Origin of the sequence: Proteus sp. fly-1089, from assembly GCF_040138965.1 — a bacterium.
Classification (GTDB): Bacteria; Pseudomonadota; Gammaproteobacteria; order Enterobacterales; family Enterobacteriaceae; genus Proteus; species Proteus vulgaris_B.
In genome coordinates, this window is record NZ_JBEETS010000001.1 from 745,124 (window position 1) to 772,102 (window position 26,979).

Consider the following 26,979-nt stretch of genomic DNA (forward strand, 5'->3'; position numbering starts at 1 on the left):
ATATGCCTCTATTTCGTTCATCATTAGTAATGTTATTATTACTTACACTAATAACTGGGCTAGCCTATCCTCTTTTAGTAACAGGATTAGCTAACTTAATATTCCCATGGCAAGCGAAAGGTTCTCTTATTTATCAAGATAACACGCTCATTGGTTCTGAATTAATTGGCCAACAATTTAATCGAGCCGATTATTTTAAAAGTCGGCCTTCGATGACGACAGAAATGCCTTATAACAGTATGGCTTCAGGTGCTAGCCAATTGGCGACTTCTAATCCATTGTTACTAAATGAAGTTGTAAAACGAGTTCAAACATGGCAAAAAAATGTTGGTAATCATCATATAGTACCTGTGGATTTGGTCACTGCATCAGGAAGTGGGCTTGATCCTCATATTTCATTACAAGCAGCCTATTACCAAGTTGAAAATATTGCACAGTTACGCCAGCTTCCAAAAAATGAAATAGAACAATTAATAAAAAATAACACGATATCTCCATTAATGTCATTTATGGGAGAGCCTGTGGTGAATGTATTTATGCTGAATCAAGCACTTGATAAATTAAGTGCTGAAATACAACAGAAAGCGAGTATTCAATAGAATGGAACATGATCAACAATGGCAACGCCCTTCTCCTGATGATTTACTCGCTTCAACGCGAATAACAACTCGAGGGCGTTTAAAAATATTTTTTGGTGCTTGTGCTGGCGTAGGGAAAACCTACGCCATGTTGCAAGAAGCTCAACGTCTCCACCAGCAAGGTATCGACATTCTTGTGGGCGTGGTTGAAACACATCAACGCCAAGAAACGGCGGCATTATTAAGTGGATTGCCAGTATTGCCACCACAACGTATTCATTATCATGGTAGAAAATTAACAGCATTTGATTTAGATGCTGCTTTAGCAAGGCACCCTGCGGTGATCTTAATGGATGAATTGGCATTTAGTAATCCCCATAAATGCCGACATCCTAAACGCTGGCAAGATATTGAAGAGCTATTGGATGCGGGTATTGATGTTCTTGCCACGATAAATGTACAACATATTGAAAGTCTTAATGATATTGTCGGTAGTATTACAGGTGTTCGAGTTCAAGAAACAATTCCAGATTATATTTTTGATAGTGCTGATGAAGTAGTTATGGTGGATTTGCCACCTGACGATTTACAACAGCGATTACACGAAGGCAAAGTGTATATTGCAGGACAAGCCGAGCGTGCAATAGAACACTTTTTTCGTAAAGGTAATTTAATTGCCTTGCGTGAATTAGCCTTACGTCGTATGGCCGATCGTGTTGATACACAAGTTAAAGAGTTCCGCGATAGTCAAGGAACAGCCCCAGTTTGGCACACAACAGATAGCTTGATGGTTTGCCTTGGTGCTCATGGTGGCAACGATAAATTAGTTCGTACAGCAGCGCGTTATGCTGCTGCTTTTGGTTGCCAATGGCATGCTATTTATGTTGAAACACCTAAACTTCACCAAATTGGAGAACATAAACGCCGAGCAATTTTACATTCATTAAAGCTGGCCAAACATCTTGGTGCTAGAACCGCGATCCTCTCCGACAATTATGCAGAAAAAGCAGTGATCCGTTATGCCAGAGAGCATAATTTAGGAAAAGTGATTATTGGACAGCGCACTTATCAAAAGTGGCAGTGGCTAAAACGTTGGATACGTATGCGTTTTGCTGAAAAACTAGCGCGATATGCACCTGATCTCCATGTTATCAGTGTTGCTCTGAATGATGAGGAGTTTCGTTATAAAACCAAAGTACCGCAACTGCAAAATGATAAATGGCGACAAAATATAAAAGGTTATCTCACAGCCATTGGATTATGTTTAGCAATAACCTTATTTTCTCGTACATTCCTATTAGCACTTGATAAGGCCAATTTAGTCACACTCTATTTATTGGGGGTTGTATTAATCGCTCTCTTTTTTGGCCGTCGCCCTTCCATTTTTGCCGCATTAATTAATGTTATTAGCTTTGATCTATTTTTTGTACAGCCTCACTTTTCTCTCGCTGTCTTAGATATGCAGTATTTAATTACATTTACTGTAATGCTTATTGTTGGGCTAGTAGTAGGAAATTTAACCGCAGGCATGCGTTATCAAACACGGGTTGCACGTTATAGAGAGCAACGTACTCGCCATTTATTTGAAATGACCCGAGAACTTAGTCGAGCGGTAAATTTACAAGAGATTGCTCAAACAAGTTATCATTTTCTATCAAGTGCATTTGATGCCAAAGTTTGTTTGCTTATCCCCAATAAACAAGAGGAATTAACTCCTTTTCATGCTCAAGGAATGGGACATTTACCTCTTGATAATGCAATTGCACGTTGGTGTTATGACAAAGACCAAATTGCAGGCGCGGGCACTGATACGCTTCCAAGTGTGCCTTATCAATTACACCCTATTAGTGCATCTCAACAAGTTTTGGCTATTTTAGCCATTGAACCTAATAATCTTCGCCAATTACTTATTCCTGAACAACAACAATTATTACAAACGTTTAATGGTCTGATTGCCAATGCGCTTGAGCGATTACAACAGGCAGAAATGGCCGAACAATCACGAATTAATATAGAACGAGAACAATTACGCAATGCACTCTTAGCGGCTCTTTCTCATGATTTAAAAACCCCTCTTACTGTGCTTTTTGGTCAATCTGAGATCTTACTTCTGAATTTAAGTGCCGAAGGTTCTTCACATACTGAGCAAGTGAACCAAATTCGACAACAAATTCTCACAACTTCACGTTTAGTCAATAACTTACTGGATATGGCACGGATACAATCCGGTGGTATTCAAGTGAATTTACAATGGAATTCGTTGCAAGAAATTACAGGAAGTGCTATTCGGTCACTCTCTTATTTACTTGATAAACATCCATTAAAAATTGATATTCCGGCTGATTTACTGCTTTATTGTGATGGTAATTTAATTGAACGGGTTATCACGAACCTACTTGAAAATGCGGTTAAGTACACGGCATCAAACACAAAGTTAGGCATAAAAGCCTACACAGAAGAAACAAAAATTCATGTTGAAATTTGGGATGAAGGTCATGGTATCCCTTGTGATCAGCTACAGCATATTTTCAATAAATTTTCACGCGCAGTAAAAGAGTCGGCTATTCCTGGTGTAGGATTAGGTTTAGCGATTTGCAATGCGATTATTCGCTTGCATGAAGGTGAAATTTGGGCTGAAAACAATAAAAAAGGTGGAGCAAGTTTCCACTTTGTTTTACCTTTAAAATCACTCCCTGATATTGATGAGATTGAAATAAAACAGTGACTCCATATAACATTTTAATTATTGAAGATGAAAAAGAGATCTTACGATTTGTTCGGCTAGCATTAGAGAACGAAGGTTTTCGTGTTTATGAGGCCTCTGAATGTCAACGAGGGTTAATTGAAGCCGCATCAAGAAAACCCGATTTGGTTATTCTTGATCTCGGCTTACCTGATAAAGATGGACTCTGTTTTATTCAAGATTATCGCCAATGGAGTAGTACGCCTGTAATCGTCCTTTCTGCAAGAGATGGTGAACAAGATAAAGTAAACGCACTTGATGCGGGAGCTGATGATTATCTAACGAAACCTTTTGGTATTAGTGAACTACTTGCCAGAGTAAGGGCTTCACTACGTCGTTTTGTAAAGCAAGAAACTGAAAACACACAATTTACCTTTGGTGATATTACTATTGATTGGGTTAATCGCATTGTCACCCGCCAAAATGAACTGGTTCATTTAACACCAACAGAATTTCGCTTACTGAGTGAATTGGTTAATAACAGTGGTAAAGTGCTTACTCAACGGCATTTAATGCAACATGTTTGGGGGCCTAATTTTGTCGAACATAGCCATTATTTACGTATTTATATGGGGCATCTGCGCCAAAAATTAGAAGCCGATCCCACATGTCCTGTACACTTAATAACAGAAACTGGGATCGGTTATCGATTTATGCCTTAACTGTGGCTATTTGAGGATAGGCAAAGTTAATCTATTAATTAATCAGTTTTCTTGTTTATATAAAATATACATACCTAATCCTCGTAAGATCTCACCTGACCAAAAACCATAAAACATACCATTATCGCTTTCTTTTCTGACTGCTGGGGACCACCGATAAATTACTTTATAACTGTTCGACTCTGAGCAATCAGGTAGTAGTTTGAATTCTGATGAGAGGTCTGAGCTATTAAGGCTTCGAAAGCTTGAATGAATTATGTCACCCCACACCCAACATCGACCGTTTACTCCCTTGGGATTTTAAAAGCTAGGTGGGATTCATCGAACGGATACAAACATTTTGACGGAAATGTGATGTTTTTTGCAATAGTCGATATTGTAGCCATTAAAGAATTGTCGCCGCCGGATCAGCTCTCGCCACTACTTATGGCAGGAGATCCAAAAAAGGTAATTGAATCTCCTGACCATCAAGTAAATGCTAATCTAAAATTTCAACGATAGCCGCACCCACCTTGGTATCATCCGAGTTAGTTACATTAACTCTGTAGTAGTAAAATGATCGTTGGGGGGCTTGAACGATAATCGTGTCATAGGGTTCAACCCAATATGTGGTATCGGGATAAAAAACATGTGATGGCGGTGCCCAGTAATTCACAACTTCTAATTTCGTTTCACCATTATTAGTAACAATTACACTTTTAGTAACTGTTGGAATGATAGGCTCAGCATCGTCCCATACTGTAACAGTTTCCAAGGGTTGAATAACATAATTAGTAGTCGACATAACACACCTCCTTAACTGTTTTTATATAGACTGCTGACATATTGCATCGCAAGTTCATTATTATATATTGCTGAAATCGCTATCCCACACATTTGATGGCCAGATGATTGTATATATCCTGCAACATCAGAGACCACATACATGGAGTTAATTGAAAATGGGCTGACTAAAGTGACTTCTTGCACAGGGTCATCATCAGGATGCTGACCTGCTACCATTGTATTATTAAGATTAGTAGTGAACTCAATTTGTGAAACAAAAGATTCTGCTCTCACGGACACCTGATTAATGAACTCACCACCATCAACATTAATACTCATAGTGTTTTGTCCAACATTGAATGAGTAATTGTTATTTGGCGTCATACCCATTTCATATTGTTCATCAGACCCACTACAGGTAAACATTAACCCAGTAGTTCGATGTGACACTGACAGGTCTGTATAAACATCGATAAAATTAATATAGCCATCTGGATAAGATGTTGGCTCCTGATATAAAGATCCCAGGATGTTTGTAGATGGCATCATTGAGTTATCAGCGACTTCAGCAAATGCCATAGGCACTGAGTAATTTTGCCCGTCTAGGCTTATAAGCTTATAGAAAGATCCAGCTGCCATGACTGGAACGTAGTAATTTTCCAGCGGTGCAGGAGCATTATAGTCTTCATAATCCCCTGACCATAGTTCATTAAATAAAGACACGCTTGTTTCATAATATAACTTAACACTAAAGTAGGTCTGTATGTTGTTAAGATAAGTACTGCCTATTGCCGAATTTATTGGAGATAAATAACTCTTGGAGCTTTGAACATCAGATTGAAGCAATGACTTTAATTGATTAACTTGATCTTGACTTAATCCTAATTCATTAGAATATTTAATCCCTTCAAGATATAAGGCAATTTTTAAATTTACAGCGGCGACAAAAAGTGGAGCAAATGCATATTTAAAATTAGTCCCTTCTATTTTGAAGTTTTCTTCAATTCCAATTATATCTACAACCACTGTCATCAGTTCAGGGCCAGCAGTATCATACTGGGCATTAATTAACTGGTCATTGATAAATGATACTTTATCCTGAAGCTCGCTTACTGCGGCCACAAGGCGATTCCAGTCGTCCTCTTGAATATCTTCATTAATAAGGCTTTGCACTTCCTGTTTAATCGTGCTCCATATATCTTCCTTATCTGTTGGCCATAAAAGGCCAAAAATGGTGCTTAGTACACCTCCGACCACTGGGATCTGACTGATACCATAATGTATTATCGCTCCGATATCAGATAAACCATCATTAAGCTTAAGTGTAGATGACATATTTAGCCTCTTAAATTATAGCAATGATAAAAAACAGAATGAGTGACTTAATGTGTTTTCTCTCGATTAGTTTCCGCCCTTGCCAGAAACTAATAAATTAAAAACCAATAAGAAAATCTTATATTTTATAGTACAGATGTATATAACTTTTCAAAGGGAAATGTAATAAATCTAACGCAAGGCAAGGTTTCGCAAGTTATTTCTATTATTTTCTTATGTTTCAGTGACTTTTCCTAAAAATAGTCTATGCTTTGTTCAGACAGTCTCTTAGCATTAAGGTGTCATCACCATTAAGTTATGATTCTAAGCGTGTATATCCGACTGTATGTCTATTATTTGGTAAAACACCATCAGGATTAAAAACAAAATGCTCTTTACTTCTATCTATTGTTAAACCAGTATTATTATCTAAAGAATGTTGATGCCCAAATAAAAAATTATAATTTATCTCTAATTGGTTTAATATCCATTATATCTATTCCAATTTTTTATTCTTTATTAAGTTTTCTTTCTCTTATTACTTTTTTTAATATCTTAATTATTCTCATAAAATTAGCCTTATTAAAAATAAATTTAACTCAATCAATAAAAATATATAAACTATGTTATTCAAGTGATGAATAAAACCCTTCATTAATGAATTTTATTTAACGCCTTACCTTAAATAGATTATTTACCTTCGTGAATATTATTTATTGAAACCTTATCATTAATTAAAAACACCAACATTAGATATATTGAATCAATAAAAAACCTATTCCTTCTATATTTAATAATAGAAGAGAATAGGTTAATTTATCGATTAATATTTAAAATTTATTAGGCCATAGCTGAAATGGTTTTTCTAAAACGTAATAAGGCTAATGAGAAAAATACAGAACCAATAATAATTAAGACAATAAATTGAGGCCATACAATAGAGAAATCAGCACCACGATATAAAATGGCCTGAGCTAAACTCACGAAGTGTGTCGTTGGCATTGTTTGCATTACATCTTGTACAAACTGAGGCATACTTTCTCGTGACGTCATACCGCCAGATAGCATATTTAATGGTAGTAAAACCATAATCATCAATAAACCAAATTGTGGCATTGAACGCGCCATTGTACCTAAGAAAATACCAATAGAAGTTGTCGCAAATAAGCTTAAAGCAACACCACACATAAACAGTAAAACCGAGCCTTCAATAGGTACATTAAGCAAGGTTTTTACCACTAAAACTAATGACATTACCGATGCCAATAGTACAACCAACCCCATTGACCATATCTTAGAAAGCATGATTTCAAAGGGAGTTACAGGCATAACCAGTAAATGTTCAATGGTTCCGTGCTCTCGCTCTCTTATTAATGCGGCTCCTGTTAATACTATCGATAACATAGTGATATTGTTGATAATTGCCATCACGGAACCAAACCAAGATTGTGTTAAGTTAGGGTTAAAGCTCATTCTTACTTCTAAATCAACAGGTAATGGGTCGTTGGTTCTGTTTTTGGCTAAAAAGGTTTTCGCCTCTCCCATTACAATGTTTTGTATATAACTATTACCTAAAAAAGCTTGGCTCATTCGTGTTGCATCGATATTAACTTGTATTTCCGGTTTACGCCCCGCTAAAAGATCACGCTGAAAATTAGGTGGGATATCTAATGCAAACGTATAAGCGCCTCTATCTAACAAACCATCTATTTGCTCAGGAGTGATATCTGCAGGTGGCAAAAAATAAGGCATATAAAAACTATTTACAATACGTGCAGATAATTGTGATTTATCCTGATCAGCAACCGCAATCGGTGCATGGTGCAATGAACCCGGAGTTACCGTTGCTGATGAGTAAATCGATACGGTAAAAGCAAACACAATTAATGCCAGCATTGCCTTATCTCGTGAGAGGCTTCGTAGCTCTTTTATACCTAAGTTAAATACATTTTGCATTGTGTGCCACATTTAAGCCTCCTGCTTTTTCAAGAAAAAGACACTTAGCCCAATTACAATAGGGATAGTAATAAGCAAAGGAATAAAAGACCAAGGTAAATCAAAAAGATTTAATCCTTTTGAAAAAGTCCCTCTTGCAATAGTTAAGAAGTGAGAAGTAGGATAAATATGCCCTATCCATTTACCAATGCCCTCTAGTGATGAAACAGGGTCAATCATTCCTGAAAATTGTGTTGCTGGAATTAAGGTAATAATTGAAGTACCAAAAATAGCGGCAATCTGACTTTTCATAAAGCAAGAAATTAATAACCCCATTCCTGTTGCGATCGTAATATAGAGCAATGCCCCTAAAGAGAGCGTAAGCATACTGCCTTTAAAACTGACACCAAATACAAAGACCGAAAGCGCACAGAGCATAAAAAAGTTAAACATTCCCAATAAAATATAAGGAAATTGTTTACCTAATAAAAATTCAGCTTTGGTAACAGGTGTAACATAAAGATTAATAATAGAACCCAGCTCCTTTTCACGTACCACACTCAATGCACTTAACATCGCAGGGATCATCATTAATAAAAGTGGGATAACAGCAGGCACAATAGCAGGTAAACTTTTTACATCAGGATTATAACGATAACGTGTTTCGATATTAATCGGTGATAATTTATCAACTACATTTGTTGGTTGACGCATTGCCATATCAAGCATCCATGTTAAGTGCATCGCCTGAATATAACCACGTACTGTTTCAGCTCGATTTGGCATAGCTCCATCTATCCAAACTCCTATTTTTACAGTATTTCCCTTAGCAACATCACGGGCAAAGTTAGGCGGAATTTCAATTGCAACTGTGATATCTCCACTACGTAGCCGACGTTCAAGTTGGTCATAATCAGTGATTGGTGCTTTTTCAATAAAATAACGAGAGCCTGATAGATTTTGGCTATATGCTTGACTTAAACCCGTTTGGTCTCTATCCATAATACCAAAGCGTAAGTTTTCAACGTCCATGCTAATTCCATATCCCATAATAAACATGAGAATAACTGTTCCTAATAACGCCAATGTTAGACGCACAGGATCACGGCGCAACTCCATGCCTTCACGAATACTATAGCTAAATAAACGTCGCAGACTAAATCGTTGCTTTAAGGCTTTTTCTGCACTTTCATCGCTAGATGTGGGAAGTTGTAGTGTTTTTTCATTAAGTTCAGGGTTTTCTTGTTCACCTGATGCCTTCTTAAGATAATCAATAAAGACTTCTTCAAGGGTATCAAATTGACTATTTTTGACTAAATTACTTGGGGTATCAGTGACTAAAACTTTACCCGCATGCATAAGTGACATTCGGTCACAGCGTGCAGCTTCATTCATAAAATGGGTTGAAATAAAAATAGTGACACCGTCACGTCTTGATAAGTCAACCATCAAGTTCCAGAACATATCTCGTGCAATTGGGTCAACACCTGAAGTTGGTTCATCCAGTATCAGCATTTCGGGTTTATGAATAACTGCAACTGCAAGGGATAAACGTTGGCGAATACCTAATGGCAAACCATCAGGGAGGACATCTTCAACATCAGTTAAATTAAAACGTTCACTCATCGCCTTGACTCGCTGAGGAATTTCTTCTTCAGGAATATGGAAAAGTTTGGCATGTAATTCTAGATTTTGGCGTACTGTTAATTCACTATAAAGTGAAAAAGCTTGCGACATATATCCCACCCGACGACGAGTTTCGATATCTTTAGGATCAACTTCTTGACCAAATAACCAAGCTCGCCCTTCACTGGCTTCTAATAATCCCGTCAGCATTTTCATTGTGGTTGATTTACCACAGCCATTTGATCCCAAGAAACCAAAAATTTCACCTTTAGGAATGCGAAAGCTCACATGATCAACCGCAACAAATTGACCAAAACGCATGGTTAGATCTTTAGCTTCAATGGCAATCACGTCATCGTCACTTTTATTTCTAGGAGGAATAATAACTTTTTGATGATTCTTTTTCTTTTCTTCAGGTAACAACTCGATAAAAGCGGCTTCTAATTCATTCGTCTGAGTTTGTACTTTTAACTCATTGGCATGACCCGTTGCTAAAACTTTACCGGCATCCATAGCAACCAGCCAATCAAAACGCTCGGCTTCTTCCATGTAAGCAGTCGCAACTAACACGCTCATGTTTGTTTGACGTTTACGAATACGATTAATTAAATCCCAAAATTGAGCACGTGATAAAGGGTCAACCCCTGTTGTCGGTTCATCTAGAATAAGTAATTCAGGATCATGAATTAATGCACAACATAAACCCAATTTCTGTTTCATCCCACCAGAAAGTTTGCCTGCAGGTCTGTCACGAAACGGCGCTAACCCGGTGCTTTCAAGTAAGTCGTTTATGCGTTCTGCTCGTTCTTGTTTTGATTGACCAAACAGACGGCCAAAAAAATCAACGTTTTCAAAAACAGAAAGTGTGTGATAAAGATTTTTACCTAATCCTTGTGGCATATAAGCAATACGAGGACAAACAGCCCTTCGATGTTCAACATCGGTCATATCACCATTTAAAACAATTACTTGCCCTGTTTGAATTTCTCTTGCTCCTGAAATAAGAGAAATTAAACTCGATTTACCTACACCGTCAGGGCCTATTAGGCCGACCATTTTTCCTGCTGGAATAGTCAATGTCACATCATCAAGTGCTTTGGTATCGCCATAATGTTGGGATACATGAGTCAATTCAATGATATGAGAATGACTTTGCGTTCTCATTGTTTGACTCATTGTGGTAATTTCACCTCTAAATCAGTTGGCCAAGATTGATTGTTATCTAATCGAATATAAGCACGACCAGGCAATCCAGTTTTTACATATTCAAGATGTTTTTCGAGTAACTCAGGTGAAATTCTTGCTCTTACACGAAACATCAGTTTCAGCCTTTCATTATCTGTTTCAACCGTTTTAGGCGTAAATTGGGCAACACTAGCGACATAAGTCGTTTTTGCAGGAATAACAATATGAGGGGCTGCATCTAAAATAATATGAACGTCACTACCTAAAGCGGCTTGACCTGCCGCCTCAGTTGGTAAAAAGAAGGTCATATAAACATCACTTAGATCAACCATATTTAACACACGACCACCAGCACCTAAAACTTCGCCTGGCTCAGCAACTCGATATTGAACACGACCATTACGAGGGGCTTTTAAAATACTGTCATCTAATTCAGCCATGATGCGTCTTTCTGTTGCTGTTGCGGCATCTACTTTTGTATTTGCTTGAATAATACCCGCTTTTGCAGATTCAATAGCAGCTATGGTTGCCGTTTCTTGCGCTTTGGCAGCTTCAACGGCTGCTCTTGCTCCTTCAGTTCTGGCGATATCATCATCTAATTGTTGAATAGAAATAGCATTGGTTTTTACTAGTGCACGAGAACGATTGAGTCTTTTTTGTGCTGCATCCAGTTCGGCAATACGTTGACGAACCACCGCTTGGGCAGCAAGTTGTTCACTGTTACGTTGTGATAATGCAGATTGAGCTGTAACAACACTGCTTTTTGCTTGATTTAATTGTGCTTGAACTTCATGCAGTTGTTCTTTAAGTGTACGAGTATCCATCTTGGCTAAAACTTCACCCGCTTTAACAAAATCACCTTCTTGAACTAAAATAGAGTCTATTCTTCCTGGACTTTTTGTTGATATATCAATTTCGGTTGCTTCTATTCTCCCATTACTTTGAGCAAATCCAGAAGGAAGTGCCGGTGCTTGAGATTTCCACCAAAAAACACCTGCAGCAATTATCACGACAAAAATAATACCATAAACAAAAAAACGACTATTTTTTTGATTTTTCATATAAATTATTTAACCTTCCTTTAGCCATAAAATAATACCTAAAATGTGTTTATCTGCTGTATGTCAGAAAATAGTTAAATAGTTAAAACTGATTAATTTTTTATTTTATCTATATTTAAAAATAGTTCATTTGTATTAATAAAGCTAACTTATGCCTAATAAAAAAGTAAAATATTAAAAGCTAACCTTATGAATTATAAATATTATGTCATTATAATAGAGCCTTAACTCAAATTAATGTAGTACTTTTATCACAGAATCCATTATCCCTTTTTGATTATTCGAGGAAGCACACAAATTGTATATAAAAACACCCTTTTATTGCATTAAAATACAAACGAAATAATAACAATTAGTTATCAACCACCTATCAATATTAAAATGATATTTGTATTTCTATTTTCTTTTATAAAATAATTAATTATTAGTTAACTACAATTTGATCCCATATGACAACAGGTTGAATTTATTATATAAAATTAATTGAGGCCTATTTTTAGATACCTATTGAAAATATTATTGTTAATTTTAGATGTGATTAATTATCACTTGCTTAATATATTTATTTTGATATGAAAACAAGCTTTAAAAATATAACCCATTGAATATTTATGAAATAAATCAAAAAGTAAAATCACTCTATGACAGAGATCGATAAATCAACAATAAATTCAAGTGTTCAGACCACTTATGTCTTAAACTTTTTATATAGTGATTATTGCAGTTAGTTATTACAGCCAAATTTCGTAATTAATTAAAATTTAGAAACAAATCGATAAGAAAATATATGAAAATATCAAATTAATTTTAATCTAAAATAAGAAGGGTTATATGAATAATATTAAGTATAAACTCGCCACAATGACACTTTGCACTCTATTTGCTACCTCTGTTTTTGCTAATACTCAATCCCCAATTCGTCTTGTTATTCATGGTGGTGCAGGCACAATCACTAAAGACACGATCACCCCTGAGCAAGAAAAAGAATATAAAGAAAAACTGACTGAAGCATTAAATGCGGGATATGCTGTTTTGAATAGCGGAGGCACTAGTATAGAAGCGGTTCAAAAATCGATTAACGTAATGGAAGATTCTCCCCTCTTTAATGCAGGAAAAGGCGCCGTTTTTACCCATGACGGACGCAATGAACTAGATGCTTCTATTATGGATGGAAAAACACGCAATGCTGGTGCTGTTGCCGGTGTCACTACAGTTAAAAATCCTATAAATGCTGCTATTGCAGTAATGGAAAAAAGCCCTCATGTTTTAATGGTGTCAAATGGTGCAGATCTTTTTGCTAAAGAACAAGGGCTGACCATTGTAGACCCTTCTTATTTCCGTACTGAACATCGCTGGCAACAACTTCAAAAAGCGATAGAAAAAGAACAAGTCGTTTTAGATCATGATGGAAAAACAGCTGCACTTTTTATTGATCCGATGATGTACGATTATAAATATGGCACAGTGGGTGCAGTTGCACTGGATCAATATGGTAATTTAGCAGCGGGAACTTCAACAGGCGGAATGACTAACAAACGCTATGGCCGAGTTGGCGACTCCCCTATTATTGGTGCAGGAAACTATGCCGATAATGAAACAGTTGCTGTATCTGCAACAGGTTCTGGTGAAATGTTTATCCGTACATTAACCGCCTTTAATATTGCAGCCCAAGTTAAATATCAAAATCTACCTTTAGAGAAAGCGGCACAAAATGCACTTGATGAAGTTAAAGCTATTAATGGAAGTGGTGGTGTTATCGTATTAGATAAATCTGGCAACTATACGATGAGTTTTAATTCTGAAGGTATGTACCGTGGCACTATCGGTAATGATGGAAAACCTGTTGTTGCTATTTATAAAGAGTAAATTTAAATAGTCATTTTTCTATTTCGTACCCAAGATCTTCATTTTTTCTATTTAAAAATAAGAGAAAAATTGGGTACGAAATCTTAGCCAATCTCCTATTACTCGTCTGATTTCCTACATTTTTTCTGAAAGAAATTTATTCTTAATTTTAGCGCCAACTCAGCTTGATTACTATCCACACCAATTGCGTTCAATTAACACACTAATTGATGCAAAAACAAACACGATCAACTCTACTTATTAAAATGATCCTTTGAAAAAGTAGCTTTTTTCTTTTTTGGATCTGTTAGAATATTCACCATGGTTATGTTGATTTAATAAGGAAATCACAGTGGAATTTCACCACGACGATCGGGATTTAACACCTGAAACATCGCTAGTCTTGCCTGAAAAACAAGCAATGTTGGATCTGAATGCAACATTCACCACTCCATCTCACACAAATCCCGCAATGGCTTATTTAATGAGTTTAGGATCGAAACGTAGTCGTCAAACGATGAGATCGTTTTTAACTATTGTTGCCAAAATGATTGGTTTTTCTTCTCTTAAAAATTGCCAATGGGGTGCTCTTCGTCGTCATCATATTCAAGCTATTATTGATATGTTATCTGATGCCAATAAAGCCCCTGCCACAATTAATACTTATCTTGCTGCATTAAAAGGTGTTGCTTTAGAAGCATGGGCAATGAAACAGATGGATACTGAAAGTTATCAGCATATCCGCCAAGTTAAATCTGTCAGAGGAAGTCGATTACCTAAAGGTCGTGCATTAACAAGTCATGAAATTCGTTCTTTATTTAAAAGCTGTGAAAAAGACAACTCATCGAAAGGTTTAAGAGATGCTGCAATATTAAGTGTGCTATTGGGTTGTGGATTACGCCGTTCAGAAATAGTCGCTATTAATTACGAGCATATTCAATTTCGTGATCAAGCCTTTCTTGTCAGAGGTAAAGGTAATAAAGAAAGAATGTCTTATATGCCCGATAATACTTGGGATCGTGTTCAGTTATGGATTGATGAAATAAGAGGTACTCAAGATGGCCCCCTTTTCACTCGAATTCGTCGTTTTGACGATGTAACAACTGAACGAATTACAGACCAAGCTATTTACTATATTTTAGAAACTCGTCAGCAAGAAAGTGGCATTGATAAATTTGCTCCCCATGATCTTCGAAGAACTTTTGCTTCCGCAATGCTTGATAATGGCGAAGATATTGTGACTGTAAAAGATGCAATGGGTCATGCCAGTATTATGACAACTCAGCGTTATGACCGACGTGGAGATGATCGACTAAGAAAAGCAGCGCGTCATTTACGTTTTTAAGTTTTATTTTTGAATAACTTATTTTTGATGATATTAAATAAAAACCCCAATTTGTTGAATTAATTATAAATTGGGGCTTTTATACTTATAATTTATCTGAAAGGTGGTTCATTAAATGTTCTTAATTTTCGAGAATGTAAATTACTTTCTTCTTGTTTAAGTAACTCAATCGCTTGAATACCAATTTGCAGATGTTCGGATACTGCACCTTCATAAAAATGATTAGCCTGACCGGGTAATTTAATTTCACCATGTAATGGTTTATCAGATACACATAATAATGTGCCATAAGGAACACGGAAACGATAGCCTTGTGCCGCAATAGTGGCGCTTTCCATATCAACAGCAACCGCACGACTTAAATTAAATCGTCTGGCTGATACCGAAAAACGTAATTCCCAATTACGATCATCCGTTGTAACAACGGTTCCTGTTCTTAATCTTTGTTTTATTTCATGCCCTGGTTTTCCACTGACTGCTTTAGTGGCGTCATAAAGTGCACGTTGTACTTCTGCAATATTTGGTATCGGGATATCAGGTGGTAAAACATCATCTAAAATATGATCATCACGCAAATAAGCATGGGCTAAAACATAATCGCCAAGTTGTTGGCTTTCACGTAATCCACCACAATGACCAATCATTAACCAAACATGAGGCCGTAAAACCGCTAAGTGATCACAAATTGTTTTCGCATTTGAAGGGCCAACACCAATATTAACTAATGTTATTCCGGGACCTTCTTTAGCAATTAAATGATAGGCAGGCATTTGATATTTCTTCCAAGTTAAATCTGATATTAACTTTTCAGGATCAACAGTGTCTGCTGTAATTCGTTGAAATCCAGCACAGGAAAGTGCGCAATATGGACTATTTTCATCCGCAACTTGATCACATGCCCAACGAACGAATTCATCAACATAACGATTATAATTCGTATATAAAATATATGGTTGAATATCTTCAGGCAATGTACCAGTGTAATGCTTTAAACGTGCCAGTGAGAAATCAGTACGCAAAGCATCAAAATGAGAAAGTGGCAATATTTCCCTATCACAAATTAAGCCATCAGTAATTTCATCACCAATTTTAGATAGATCAGTTGTTGGAAAATATTTTGCTAAAGAGGCACTCATTTTTCTATCAAAACCAATACCTGTTCCATCAATTACAAAAGGATAAGGGATCTCTTGTTTTGAGGCACTGACTTCAAAAGTTGCATGATAGGCATCAGCAATAAGTTGCACTTGTTCTGACAAATAATTTTCAAATAATGCAGGATTAGTAATAGTGGTGGAATAAGTACCAGAATGAGACAAACGTCCATAAGCTCTCGTTTTATCTTCTGTTTTTATTTCACCAGACCAATATACCGTTAATTGAGGATAAGCAAATAACCCTTCAGCTCTTTGCTTTACACTAGGTAACTTTCCATCCTGTGCATAATCAACGATTGCCTTACGTAAGGCATCCACTGCATTTTTGTATCGCTGCTTTAATTCATTGATGATTTTTGAAATTTCAGGGCTATGAGGTTGTGACATAAAAGAGCCTCTTGCTTATTATTGATTTATACACATCATAGCAAGAAGCTCTGTTTAGCCCAATAGTCAATCTTTTAAGATTACGTATTCATATTTACTTTTATTATCAAGAGCAAGTGTTTTATTTTTAGTATCATACTCGAAAATTAATTTTGTATGGTCTCCTAACGTAATATTAGTTCCGACTGATAATATTTCTGAAAGATTAGGATCAAGTTTACTAATACTAAAAGGCTTTTCTGCAAGCTCCTCACTAACGAGGTTGACTAAATTATAGTGTTTTTCATTAACATACGCTAATTTTGTATCTATTACATAGTCTATATTTTCTACACCTTTAGCATTTTTATCTTGTAATGCTTTTTTATTTTCTATTACAATCGTAATTTTATTTTTACTATCATCTTTTATAATATTTGCTGTTGTTTTTCCTGAATAAAGAACATTAACTAATCCTGCAAATAGATCTTCTTCCATCAAAAATGATTTAAATTCAAGAATTACTTTTTGATATAATAAGGAATAAACTAGTTCCTTATCATTTTCATCCAAATTTTTAAATTCTTTTTTTAATTTTTCGAATTCTAAATCTTTGAATTTTATCTCATCTAAATCTTGAGGTTTATTTTTCATATCAGCTATTGGGGTAGAATTAATATTAATTTTCATCCTTGATAAATCTCTAAACAGCTCGCCTTCAATTTTCTCTAACAGAGTCATATATGTTGGTGTTATACCCTTTTTTATACTCTTTTCTATATTCTCTTCTATACTCTCTTTTTCATTTTTAATAAGCTCTTTAAATCTATCTGTAAATAGCTCAGGATCAAATTTAGCCTTTTTATACAATTGATTTTTTGATATATAATCCCTATCTAAATCTTTATCCCCAATGAATCTACTTTTATTATCAATTATCAATTCTCTGATAACTTCTTTTTTAATTTCATTACGTTCAATTCCTTTTTTCTTTAATTCGATAGCCTTATCTATAGCGTAGAATAACAAATCATCAAATCCATTTTTTTTTAATGATAGAATTATATCTGCTATGAATTTTATTTCATCAGATCCATCCTCATTTATATTATGTATAAAGCTTATTTTTTCACCATCAAAGTTACCATCCAAAAGAATAGAAAAATCTATTTCATTATCTTTCTTTTCAATACGGAAATTCTCTTTATATGCATCACCAGTAAGATTCCTTAATTTGCAAAATCCTTTTATTTTCTCAAAATCATTTATTTTATTATCAAAAAAAGTCTCTTTAATTAATGGAAAAACGATTTCTTCTTTCCCAAAACCAAACCAGTTTTTTATTTTTTCCCATAATGTCCTTACATTTAATGGTTTTTCTGTATTCTTTATCTTATCCATTTTATCATGATGAATTTTAACACCATCGATATTCATAATTTTATACCTAAGTTAGAGGTTATGAAATTCAAAATATCATGAAATAGAATTTATGATATAAAAAAACATCATTTAATTTAAAAGTAGTATTTTTTAAATAACGTCAATTTTTCTATAATACTAAAAAATTTAAAATAATAGGTAGTGTAATCGTAGCAAACATGGTTTGAGAGGTGATGATCCCTGCCATTAGTTCAGAATCTCCGCCAAGTTGTCGAGTTAAAATATAGGAAGTGGGTGCCGTAGGAATAGAAAAGAAAACAACTAAAAGCATTGTCACTAATGGTGATAAATCGAGAAGATAAGCAATGCCATATGCTATTATCGGTACGATAAATAAGCGAGTCACAGTATTAATGCTAATCATTTTACTTTCTGCTTTTAACGTTGATAGATGCAATGCTGCACCAATACAAATTAAACCTAAAGGTAAACTGGTGGCTGCTAATAACTTAAGAAACTGATCACTACCAAAAGGAAGTCCGACTTCAGATAAGTTGATCACTATTCCTATAACGCAAGAAATAATTAGAGGATTCTTAATAATAGGTAATACCAATTGACGCAATGTTATATTTTCTCCTGCCGTTAGACAAAGTACCGAAGTCACATTTGATAGTGGAACTAATGTTGCCAATATTAATGCCGCTATTCCTAATCCCTCAACACCAAAAAAATCAGCAACAATCGCTAAACCTAAATAAGTGTTAAACCGAATATTACCTTGAACAATTGCACCAAAACGCCCAGCACGCCAACCCGTAATTTTTTTCAATACAGTACATAACAGCGTGATAATAATGACCACAGAAAAAATAGCCCCAGCAAGGTGGGGTAATTGAGGATCAGACAAAGGTGCATTTGCTAGGCTATTGATCAGTAATGCAGGAAAAAGTAAAAAGTAATTTAGCTTTTCAGCACCGACCCAAAAAGCAGGCTCAAACGTTTTATTTCTTCTTAAAATTGCACCTAGCGCAATTAACGCAAATAAAGGCCATAACGTTAATAACACATTTTGCATAATGTTTATCCTAAAGATATTGTGATACTTTACAATATCGTAACATCATAGCGATTGCTATTTTATGTTGTTAATACAATAAGCAACTCAAAATATGATAAAAATATACTAATATCGCATTTTTAGAATAACATTTTTATTTTTAGATGATTAAGTACAAACTTTCTTTTTATGAGCATAAAATCCTAAAGCTAATCTAAATCAATGTACATTCGATAACAATGTAGATTTGCTTTTGCTAAACTTGAATAATACTCTCGCTCTTCTAATGCTTTAAAACCTTGTTTTAAATAAAATATTACTGCGTTAGGTGTTGCATCCAAAAATAGCTTTTTTTGCCCCCTCTTTATTGCTTCATGTTTTAACTGTTTTAAAATAAGTCCTGCGAATCCTTTTCCCATAAATTCTGGTAATGTAAAAATCGCTTCAGCAAAACCTGTTTTGACATCTAAAAAACCAGAAGCAACGGGAATATTATATTCTTGATAATCAATTACATAAAATGGATTATCTATAATAGCTTGTCGATATCCATCTGGCATTTCATCGGGAGTCCAAGCAGCTAAAATATCTTTTGGATAAACATTTTCACAACCAAATCGTAAAGCTTGATTTCGTAAATACCACAATCGTTTTGCTTCCTGTGGTTCAGCAAGTCTAAGTTGAATCATACTCACTTCCATCTTATTCATTAGAATTAAAAGCCTTAAACCAGTAAAAAACTCTATTCTAATAGTGTATTTTAAATTTTTTAATTTTTTGGTGTTACTTTTTTTTAGAGCATGATATGTTTTTGTAGAAGGAATAATGTAAGGAAATCTTATGCCTAATTCAATATTACCTTCCCAAATAAAAAAAACCTCCTCTTTTGTTGCTGGTTCTGAGCTTCCTTTTTATTATCAATTCATATCTACTTCAATTAGAGAAATCTATTTTTCAAACATTTCACTTATTTACCATAATGGATATAAAACCAAAAATACACTTCCAAAGCTAATTCTTTGTAGTCATCGGAACAGTGCATTTGATGGTTACATTGCTTTGAAGGCATTCCCTAGAGCTCAGGCTTTAGCATCAATACAATTATTAAATAGCTACATAATGAAGACTTTTTTTACGGGTATTCCCGTCGTTAGAAAAAAGGATAGACAACGTTTAGGTATAAATACAAATATTTTTTCAAGCCCTTCAGATGCGGCAATTGCACATATAAAAGCAGGTGGAGACCTACTTTTATTTCCAGAAGGCAGTAGCGAGTGGGGTTTCCAGCCTTTACCTTATCAACGAGGAGCGGCAAGAATCATTAGAACATTAATCAGTGAGGGAGTTAATTTTGATATTATTCCTATGGGATTGTTTTATATCGCGCCTGATAAATTCAGTTCAAAAGTTGAAGTTTATATTGGAAAAAATATATGTATAGCCTCGAAAAAAGATAATTTATCAATTAGAGAATGGGAGCAAAATATTCATAAAGAAGTATCTGATGCATTAAATAAAATTTCCGTTAATTGCCCAACCATTGATGTTTTTGAAAAAGCTTCAGCCTATGCTTTTAATAAAAACAAAGAAGGATACTCTTATGCTAAATCCTTTATTGATTATCAAAATAATCTATCTCAAACAGATAATAGTAATAAGACTATAGAAAAGACATCTCAATCTTCTATTTTAATTTGGCGTTATATTTCATTTTTATTTATGTATATCTTATTCCCAATATTACTCTCATCATTTATCGCATCTCATTTTGCTGATGCACGTAATACCGTTAGTTTCTTTAAAATATTAGGTGGCGCTATTGCTTCAGCAGTTTGGCTTCCGATCTTAGTCATGCTCCTATTCTTTTCACCTCTATTTATTGGTATAAGCTTAGTCAGTGCATTATTCGGCTTCATATTGATAAGGAAGAAAGGCGCTCAAATATGTTAACGACTAAAGCTAGGATGCTTTTTAACCATATGTTTTCCGTACAGCTCTTTATTATTTGGGGACTTGGCACTTATGGTAGTTGGTTAATTCATGCTACAGAAATGCTAACACCTATTTTCTTAGGTTTGTTCTTATGGATTTTATTGGTTTTTGTTGGATATAAAAATCAACATTCAACACGCCACTCGCGATTTTATTGGCTAGGTTTGTTACAACTAATTGTGTGTTGGACTATTTTTCCTTTGTTTAAATCAATTTGCTATGGATTATATCAATGGAGTTTTGATGATATTTTATATACCTTGGATAAATTCTTGTGGTTTGGAAAAAGCTTACCCGAATGGTCCATTTTTTTACAATCAGGATGGCTAAGTGAATTCCTTGCTTTTTGCTATTTTAGTTTCTATTTTTTAATTATTGGTAGTGCCCTGTTCTTCTTTTTTAGCCGAAATAACGCACTGACTAAAAACTATTTTTTCGGTTTAATGCTGATGTATTTTTTTGGATTTATTGGTTACTTTACTATTCCAGCCGCAGGCCCTTACTCTGCATTTCCTTCTGATTTTAACTATCCCGTTTACTCTGGTCCCATGACATTATTTCTGACAGATCTCGTTGATAAAGGCATTACAGGAATGGATGTTTTTCCTTCATTGCACACAGGGATAACACTCTATATTGTTGGTTTTTTCTATTTATCAGGTTATCAAAAAACAGCTTATTGTTTATTTCCTATCTTAATAGGGCTGATTTTGGCAACTGTATATTTACATTATCATTATGGCATTGATGTTATTGTCGGTGCTTTGCTTGCATTATGGGTACTTTACATCACAGGTAAAAATAATAAGGTAGAATATGGAACTCATTTATAAAATTAACGAGCCTATTGCTTCAGAAGTTTCTATTAGCGGAGGTAAAGGTGCAAGTTTAGCGAAAACGATTCAATCACTGCCTGTTCCTGATGGTTTAATTCTTTCTTGCCAAGCTTATCAGTTATTTATTACGCCTTTGCTCCCTAAAATTAATCTTTTATTATCAGATAAAAAGCAAGAAATTGAATCAATTAGTAATAATATTCAGCATCTTATTTTACAAGCACCTATGCCTGAAAGTTTAATTCATTCTCTAAGTACAATGTTAAATAACCTTCAGTTGAATGATACCGCTTTAGCCGTTCGATCATCAGGAACATTAGAAGATATGCCCGGAGCCGCTTTTGCTGGCCAGCATGACACATTATTAGGAATTAAAACCTTACCTCGTTTACTAGACGCTATTCGCCAATGTTATGCCTCTTTATGGCATGCTCACGTCATGCTTTATCGTCAACATTTAAATTTACCGCATACTCAAGCATCAATGGCTGTTGTACTACAAAGGATGATTGATGTTCAAAAAGAAGAAGCAGCAGGTGTTGCTTTTTCTGTTGATCCCGTTCAAGGTTCTCTTTCTACCGTATTAATTAATGCAGCCTTCGGTTTAGGTGAAACCGTAGTTGCAGGTGAAGATCCTGTAGATGAATTTATCGTTGATAGAGAAAGTTTAGAATTAAAGCAAACAACAATTTCTCAGAAAATAAATGCCATTGTGATGGTGAATAATGGTACTGAAATTTTACCTCTCGAACCTCAAAATCAATCTATACCTTCCTTAACACCTGAACAGTGTAAACAAGTGGCTAAACTAGCTATTTCAGCCGAAAAATATTTTGATTTTCCGCAGGATATAGAGTGGGCATTTCATGATGGAAAATTATGGCTTTTACAATCACGAAATGTGACACAAATAGCCCCAATTTGGACAAGAGAAGAATCAGCAGAAAGATTTCCTAATCCTATCACGCCATTAACATGGGATATGTGTGAAGCAGGTTTTCATTCATCATTAAACTTTAGCCTTAATCTTATGGGGCTTCCTTCATTTAATGGTAAATGGTTCGGAATGCAAGATTATTATATTTATGGCAACCAAAATGCGGTTTCTTTATATAGTAATCGGCTTCCCACCTCAATGATGAATGATTTACCTACCCTACTAAAATCTTTACCTGAAATAGCAAAAAAATTTAGTTGGGTACAAGAATTACCTATTACTTGGATGCGCGATTTAGATAAATACTTGATCTCAATCGGAGCATTAATGAATGAACCATTAGAAGAAAAAAACTTGTCCCAACTATGGGATTATGTGCAAAGAATTAATAAATTAGGTGCTGATTACTTCTTACCTAATATTGCTATATCATTGACTCAACGCTCTCTCTATTCCGCACTGATGGCCTTGCTAAAACTCTTTTTTAAAGAGGAAAAATATGCACATATTGCATTCGATAATTTAATTGCAATGTCTGAAACTAAAACTGGACAAGTGAATGTAGAACTTTGGACTCTTTCTCGTTATGTTCGGCAGCAACCTAAACTTCTCGAGCTTATAGCATCTATTGTTCCCGAAAACATTATGCAAGAAATTGAAGAATGTGATCCCCATTTTCACCAGCAATTCTCCTTATTTTTAGCAAACCACGGTCATCGAGAATTAGACTTTGATGCGTATCATCCAACTTGGTTGGATGCCCCGCACATTGTGTTGACTCAAATTAAGGCTATGGCAGATTTAGCCGATGATAAGCAAGCAGACTCTCCATTAGGTAAAAAAATTCTACAATCAGAAACTGAGTTTTCAATTATTTCTGATGCCCCTGAAGAGTTACGTTTTTTCCTACAAGAGATTATTCGATTAGCTCGAGTTTATACTGCACTTGATGACTTAGAGCATTATCAAACAACACGATTAGCCTTACCGATGCGTCGCGGATTAAAAGCATTAGGAGAACGACTGGTTATTCGTAGTGTCTTAGACTGCCCTATGGATATTTATTTTGCTAATGAAAAACCTTTAGCTGAAGCAATTCTTGCAGATAATCCTACGACTTGGAATAAGCTACGCCATCATATATACCAAAATAAGGCTGAGTATTTAAAAGCAAAATCAGTTACTCCGCAGTGGGTTTATGGCGAAGATGGCAGTGATGAACTTAATACAAATGAGCACCTATTAAAAGGATTGGCTGGAAGTGCAGGCATTGTTGAAGGTGAAGTTTATCTTGTTCATGGCCCTGAAAATTTTGCCGAGTTTCCACAAAATGCCATTTTAGTTGCAAGAACAACAAATCCGGCTTGGACGGCGCTTTTTTATCGCGCATCGGGCATTATTACCGAAAGCGGTGGCCCATTATCTCATGGTGCTGTTACTGCCAGAGAATTAGGATTACCTGCCATTATGGGCGTTCGTAATATATTGAATATATTGAAAAATGGACAAAGAGTCAGAGTTGATGGACAAAAAGGCGTCATTGATATTTTATCTTAATTCTTTAAAAACATCATGAGCCATACGCCTTGAACAGAAAAAGCATCTTTTTAGATGCTTTTCTCGTTTCAAACAACACATTTTTTGACTAATTATTTTCTTTTTCTTCTGGCACTTTATTAATGTCGATATCAACTTTATAAGCAGAAGGTGCAAGTAAGGCAACCAACCCACCTATTAATAAAACAACAAAAAGCACCATCAACATGGTTGGCGCATTAAAGAGTAAATATGGCATTAATAATATAGGACTAGCTGTAAAAATAAGTGAAATGATGACAGGATAACTTATACCAATATCTCTCACTCGTTGTGATAAAATCAGAGTGAATATGTAAATCTGTATTATTAAAAATACGATTTCGATTAAGCCATATGACGTAAAAGAAAATTGATAATAAAAGATATTTTCAATTATTAAATCTGCATTTTCAGGATAATATAATATATACCAGCGATATACTAAGTTTTCGACAATAGCAAATAAAATTGACCAAGCAATTTCTAAACCTAAAAAAGAGAGCCTTCCACGTCTTTGCTGTTTCCATTGATAAGCAAGTTTAGCTTGCATCATAAATCCCTTCATTTTTTCAAATAGTAATCTTTTTTATCATAATACACTTAATGTTTTTCTCCAAAATAATGTTATTATAATTTAGTGTCAGCACAAAAATACCTTTAATATTTAATTATTTATGTAATAATACATTATATTATCTTTTATAATAATAAAATACGTAAGGAATTATTATGCAGCCTATACAGACAACCTATTTTGCCCTTCTTCGTTAAAAAACATATTTATAAATTAATAAGAAGGGCTTAAAAAATGAATTATAAAAAAATAGAATTAGAACAATGGGATAGAAAAGAACACTTTTTACATTACCGTCATAACTTGCAATGTGGTTTTAGCTTAACAACAAAGATAGATATTACTGCCTTAAAGGCTATATTAACTAAAAACAATCTTAAGTTTTATCCTGCAATGGTCTATTTGATTGCAAAAACGGTTAATTATTATCCTGAATCTAGAATGGCTATAAAGAATGATGAATTGGTTATTTGGGATTATACCAACCCTGCATATACGATTTTTCATCCAGAAACTGAAACCTTTTCAGAGTTATGGAGTGAGTACTTTGAAGATTTCGATACTTTTTTACAAGGATATAATCAAGATTTTCAACAATATAAAAATAATCTTAACCTATCTGCAAAACCTAACTTTCCTGAAAATCACTTTTGTATTTCGATGATCCCATGGGTGAGTTTTGATGGATTTAATTTAAATGTTGCGAATGTGAATGACTATTATCCACCTATTTTTACGATGGGAAAATTCATTCAACAAAATGACAAATATTTATTACCAATATCCATTCAAGTACATCATGCTACTTGCGATGGCTTTCATATAGCAAGAATGGTCAATAAACTCCAAGAGTTATGTGATGATTTTTCAGTTTGAGCATATTGAAATTTAGATAAAAAATCGCTCTTTTATCAATTTAATAAAAGAGCGATTTATTAAAATAAATCTTTTCAAATATAAATTAAATTATTATCTAACTTGTTTATTGATCCATTTTATTTCTTCATTAGTGAATCGAATATTGCTTTCTTTATTTGTATCAGTATCTAATAAAATTTTGTCTTTAATTAATTTACTAACAGGCACTATAATATTGAAATGATCCCCATTTTTGATGCTATAGATTTTTAATGGAATATCATTCACCATTGCCACTGCACGTAATTCGTTAAACTCATTCCAAAAATAACCACGTCCTTCAAAATAAAATGTTGGAGTTTTTATCGATTTAATATAGCGATATACTGAGCGAACATTAAATTCTTCTTCTTTATTACTATCAAAGGGTAGCTCAACGATCATATCACCTTCAGCACGTAATTTTAGGTCAGGTATTCCCCCTAAGGAGAAAACAGCTCTAAATTTATCACTATATTCACTCGCTAATAATGCACGTGTTCCCCCAGTGCTATGACCTACGACATAGATACGTTTAGCGTCAATGTAAGGTAATGATGCTAAATATTCTCTCGCTGATTCTAAATCTTCCAATTCGCCATAGAACATTTCATAACGGCCAGGGTTGGTATTTTCACCTCGAAAAGATGGGATCATCAGCACCATATTAGGATCACGGAAAATAGCCCCTGTTTGGTCGTTATCAACCGGTTTTGGTTGCCAAAAATAGTCATCTCCCCCTATTCCACCATAGCCTCCATTTAACCAGATCACGGCAGGTAATTTCGTTTTTTTATCTGTAGGGGGTGGTGTTAAATAAGCATACATATCACCAGGTTTAGCTGGATATTTAATAACATTAAATATTTCTGGTGGCGCTTCCCAAGGTGGATCAATATTATCAAAACTGTCATTTATAATTACGGTCTTAAAACGCTGATGTGCTTCAAATAAAGTTTCATCACGAACTTCGAGATCTGCATTAACAGAAAAAGAGCTAATACTCGCTAAAGAAAAAAGAATTGCAGGAACAATTTGTTTAAAGCTCATAATTTTTATATTCATATCAATCGACTTCCCTATAGATTATTTAAGTTGTGAGATAATAGCATAGGTTGTTTGAGATTTATGAATAGAGGT

The 26,979-nt window shown here is 34.7% G+C and carries 20 protein-coding genes; 9 read left to right on the forward strand and 11 right to left on the reverse strand.

Annotated features, from left to right (window positions below; all coding sequences use genetic code 11):
* Positions 1-2: 2 nt before the first annotated feature.
* Genes kdpC through kdpE form a run of 3 tightly spaced genes read left to right on the forward strand, consistent with a single transcriptional unit; the run spans position 3 to position 3,983 of the window.
* Positions 3-599, forward strand: coding sequence for a potassium-transporting ATPase subunit KdpC (gene kdpC / locus ABN080_RS03475; RefSeq protein ID WP_340896570.1), 597 nt, complete (start codon positions 3-5; stop codon positions 597-599).
* 1 nt (position 600) lies between these two features.
* Positions 601-3,303: a two-component system sensor histidine kinase KdpD gene (kdpD, locus tag ABN080_RS03480; RefSeq protein ID WP_349440374.1), complete on the forward strand. Its 2,703-nt coding sequence runs from the start codon at positions 601-603 to the stop codon at positions 3,301-3,303.
* Complete coding sequence (kdpE, locus tag ABN080_RS03485; RefSeq protein WP_196552985.1) at positions 3,300-3,983, forward strand: two-component system response regulator KdpE; 684 nt, start codon at positions 3,300-3,302, stop codon at positions 3,981-3,983. The genes kdpD and kdpE overlap by 4 nt, the downstream gene beginning before the upstream one ends.
* A gap of 478 nt (positions 3,984-4,461) precedes the next feature.
* Here kdpE and ABN080_RS03490 read toward each other — a convergent pair whose 3' ends face one another.
* From ABN080_RS03490 to ABN080_RS03510, 5 genes are all read right to left on the reverse strand, one after another.
* Positions 4,462-4,767: a hypothetical protein gene (locus ABN080_RS03490; RefSeq protein ID WP_072068145.1), complete on the reverse strand. Its 306-nt coding sequence runs from the start codon at positions 4,765-4,767 to the stop codon at positions 4,462-4,464.
* A gap of 11 nt (positions 4,768-4,778) precedes the next feature.
* A complete protein-coding gene (locus ABN080_RS03495; protein ID WP_284551734.1) occupies positions 4,779-6,083 on the reverse strand; it encodes an insecticidal delta-endotoxin domain-containing protein in 1,305 nt (434 codons plus the stop codon).
* 819 nt (positions 6,084-6,902) lie between these two features.
* On the reverse strand, positions 6,903-8,030 hold the full coding sequence (locus ABN080_RS03500; protein WP_196552983.1) for an ABC transporter permease: 1,128 nt from the start codon (positions 8,028-8,030) through the stop codon (positions 6,903-6,905).
* On the reverse strand, positions 8,031-10,799 hold the full coding sequence (rbbA, locus tag ABN080_RS03505) for a ribosome-associated ATPase/putative transporter RbbA (protein WP_349440375.1): 2,769 nt from the start codon (positions 10,797-10,799) through the stop codon (positions 8,031-8,033).
* Positions 10,796-11,869, reverse strand: coding sequence for an HlyD family secretion protein (locus tag ABN080_RS03510; RefSeq protein WP_349440376.1), 1,074 nt, complete (start codon positions 11,867-11,869; stop codon positions 10,796-10,798). Before ABN080_RS03510 ends, rbbA begins: the two co-directional genes overlap by 4 nt.
* An 831-nt stretch (positions 11,870-12,700) precedes the next feature.
* Here ABN080_RS03510 and ABN080_RS03515 point away from each other — a divergent pair.
* Together ABN080_RS03515 and ABN080_RS03520 are read left to right on the forward strand one after the other, a co-directional pair.
* A complete protein-coding gene (locus tag ABN080_RS03515; RefSeq protein ID WP_349440377.1) occupies positions 12,701-13,735 on the forward strand; it encodes an isoaspartyl peptidase/L-asparaginase family protein in 1,035 nt (344 codons plus the stop codon).
* 331 nt (positions 13,736-14,066) lie between these two features.
* Positions 14,067-15,059, forward strand: a complete 993-nt coding sequence (locus tag ABN080_RS03520) for a tyrosine-type recombinase/integrase (protein WP_349440378.1) — start codon at positions 14,067-14,069, stop codon at positions 15,057-15,059.
* Positions 15,060-15,151: 92 nt separating this feature from the next.
* On the opposite strand, the gene ABN080_RS03525 is transcribed toward ABN080_RS03520, so the two are convergent.
* From ABN080_RS03525 to ABN080_RS03540, 4 genes are all read right to left on the reverse strand, one after another.
* Positions 15,152-16,603, reverse strand: a complete 1,452-nt coding sequence (locus tag ABN080_RS03525) for an AMP nucleosidase (protein WP_349440379.1) — start codon at positions 16,601-16,603, stop codon at positions 15,152-15,154.
* A gap of 66 nt (positions 16,604-16,669) precedes the next feature.
* A complete protein-coding gene (locus tag ABN080_RS03530) occupies positions 16,670-18,019 on the reverse strand; it encodes a hypothetical protein (RefSeq protein ID WP_349440380.1) in 1,350 nt (449 codons plus the stop codon).
* A 115-nt stretch (positions 18,020-18,134) separates the two neighbouring features.
* On the reverse strand, positions 18,135-19,043 hold the full coding sequence (locus ABN080_RS03535) for an AEC family transporter (protein ID WP_349440381.1): 909 nt from the start codon (positions 19,041-19,043) through the stop codon (positions 18,135-18,137).
* Positions 19,044-19,234: 191 nt separating this feature from the next.
* Entirely contained in the window at positions 19,235-19,720 is a 486-nt protein-coding gene (locus ABN080_RS03540; RefSeq protein ID WP_349440651.1) for a GNAT family N-acetyltransferase, read from the reverse strand.
* Between the two features lie 145 nt (positions 19,721-19,865).
* Here ABN080_RS03540 and ABN080_RS03545 point away from each other — a divergent pair, with 145 nt between their 5' ends.
* The 3 genes from ABN080_RS03545 to ABN080_RS03555 are packed head-to-tail and all read left to right on the forward strand — an operon-like array spanning position 19,866 to position 24,347.
* On the forward strand, positions 19,866-20,975 hold the full coding sequence (locus tag ABN080_RS03545; RefSeq protein WP_349440382.1) for a lysophospholipid acyltransferase family protein: 1,110 nt from the start codon (positions 19,866-19,868) through the stop codon (positions 20,973-20,975).
* Positions 20,969-21,850, forward strand: coding sequence for a phosphatase PAP2 family protein (locus ABN080_RS03550; protein WP_349440383.1), 882 nt, complete (start codon positions 20,969-20,971; stop codon positions 21,848-21,850). Before ABN080_RS03545 ends, ABN080_RS03550 begins: the two co-directional genes overlap by 7 nt.
* Entirely contained in the window at positions 21,834-24,347 is a 2,514-nt protein-coding gene (locus ABN080_RS03555) for a PEP/pyruvate-binding domain-containing protein (RefSeq protein WP_349440384.1), read from the forward strand. Before ABN080_RS03550 ends, ABN080_RS03555 begins: the two co-directional genes overlap by 17 nt.
* Positions 24,348-24,435: 88 nt before the next feature.
* On the opposite strand, the gene ABN080_RS03560 is transcribed toward ABN080_RS03555, so the two are convergent.
* Positions 24,436-24,918, reverse strand: a complete 483-nt coding sequence (locus ABN080_RS03560) for a hypothetical protein (protein WP_340896581.1) — start codon at positions 24,916-24,918, stop codon at positions 24,436-24,438.
* A 258-nt stretch (positions 24,919-25,176) separates the two neighbouring features.
* Here ABN080_RS03560 and catA point away from each other — a divergent pair, with 258 nt between their 5' ends.
* Positions 25,177-25,818, forward strand: coding sequence for a type A chloramphenicol O-acetyltransferase (gene catA / locus ABN080_RS03565; protein WP_349440385.1), 642 nt, complete (start codon positions 25,177-25,179; stop codon positions 25,816-25,818).
* Positions 25,819-25,911: 93 nt separating this feature from the next.
* Here the strand turns inward: catA and ABN080_RS03570 are convergent, their stop codons facing one another.
* Positions 25,912-26,904, reverse strand: coding sequence for an alpha/beta hydrolase family protein (locus tag ABN080_RS03570; protein ID WP_196552975.1), 993 nt, complete (start codon positions 26,902-26,904; stop codon positions 25,912-25,914).
* Between the last annotated feature and the right edge of the window lie 75 nt (positions 26,905-26,979).

Bases quoted from the DNA above. Each gene is read 5' to 3' on its own strand.
- kdpC (WP_340896570.1), top strand. From the start codon at position 3: ATGCCTCTATTTCGTTCATCATTAGTAATGTTATTATTACTTACACTA.
- kdpD (WP_349440374.1), top strand. From the start codon at position 601: ATGGAACATGATCAACAATGGCAACGCCCTTCTCCTGATGATTTACTC.
- ABN080_RS03490 (WP_072068145.1), bottom strand. From the start codon at position 4,767: ATGTCGACTACTAATTATGTTATTCAACCCTTGGAAACTGTTACAGTA.
- ABN080_RS03495 (WP_284551734.1), bottom strand. From the start codon at position 6,083: ATGTCATCTACACTTAAGCTTAATGATGGTTTATCTGATATCGGAGCG.
- ABN080_RS03500 (WP_196552983.1), bottom strand. From the start codon at position 8,030: ATGTGGCACACAATGCAAAATGTATTTAACTTAGGTATAAAAGAGCTA.
- rbbA (WP_349440375.1), bottom strand. From the start codon at position 10,799: ATGAGTCAAACAATGAGAACGCAAAGTCATTCTCATATCATTGAATTG.
- ABN080_RS03510 (WP_349440376.1), bottom strand. From the start codon at position 11,869: ATGAAAAATCAAAAAAATAGTCGTTTTTTTGTTTATGGTATTATTTTT.
- ABN080_RS03515 (WP_349440377.1), top strand. From the start codon at position 12,701: ATGAATAATATTAAGTATAAACTCGCCACAATGACACTTTGCACTCTA.
- ABN080_RS03525 (WP_349440379.1), bottom strand. From the start codon at position 16,603: ATGTCACAACCTCATAGCCCTGAAATTTCAAAAATCATCAATGAATTA.
- ABN080_RS03530 (WP_349440380.1), bottom strand. From the start codon at position 18,019: ATGAATATCGATGGTGTTAAAATTCATCATGATAAAATGGATAAGATA.
- ABN080_RS03535 (WP_349440381.1), bottom strand. From the start codon at position 19,043: ATGCAAAATGTGTTATTAACGTTATGGCCTTTATTTGCGTTAATTGCG.
- ABN080_RS03545 (WP_349440382.1), top strand. From the start codon at position 19,866: ATGCCTAATTCAATATTACCTTCCCAAATAAAAAAAACCTCCTCTTTT.
- ABN080_RS03550 (WP_349440383.1), top strand. From the start codon at position 20,969: ATGTTAACGACTAAAGCTAGGATGCTTTTTAACCATATGTTTTCCGTA.
- ABN080_RS03555 (WP_349440384.1), top strand. From the start codon at position 21,834: ATGGAACTCATTTATAAAATTAACGAGCCTATTGCTTCAGAAGTTTCT.
- ABN080_RS03560 (WP_340896581.1), bottom strand. From the start codon at position 24,918: ATGCAAGCTAAACTTGCTTATCAATGGAAACAGCAAAGACGTGGAAGG.
- catA (WP_349440385.1), top strand. From the start codon at position 25,177: ATGAATTATAAAAAAATAGAATTAGAACAATGGGATAGAAAAGAACAC.
- ABN080_RS03570 (WP_196552975.1), bottom strand. From the start codon at position 26,904: ATGAATATAAAAATTATGAGCTTTAAACAAATTGTTCCTGCAATTCTT.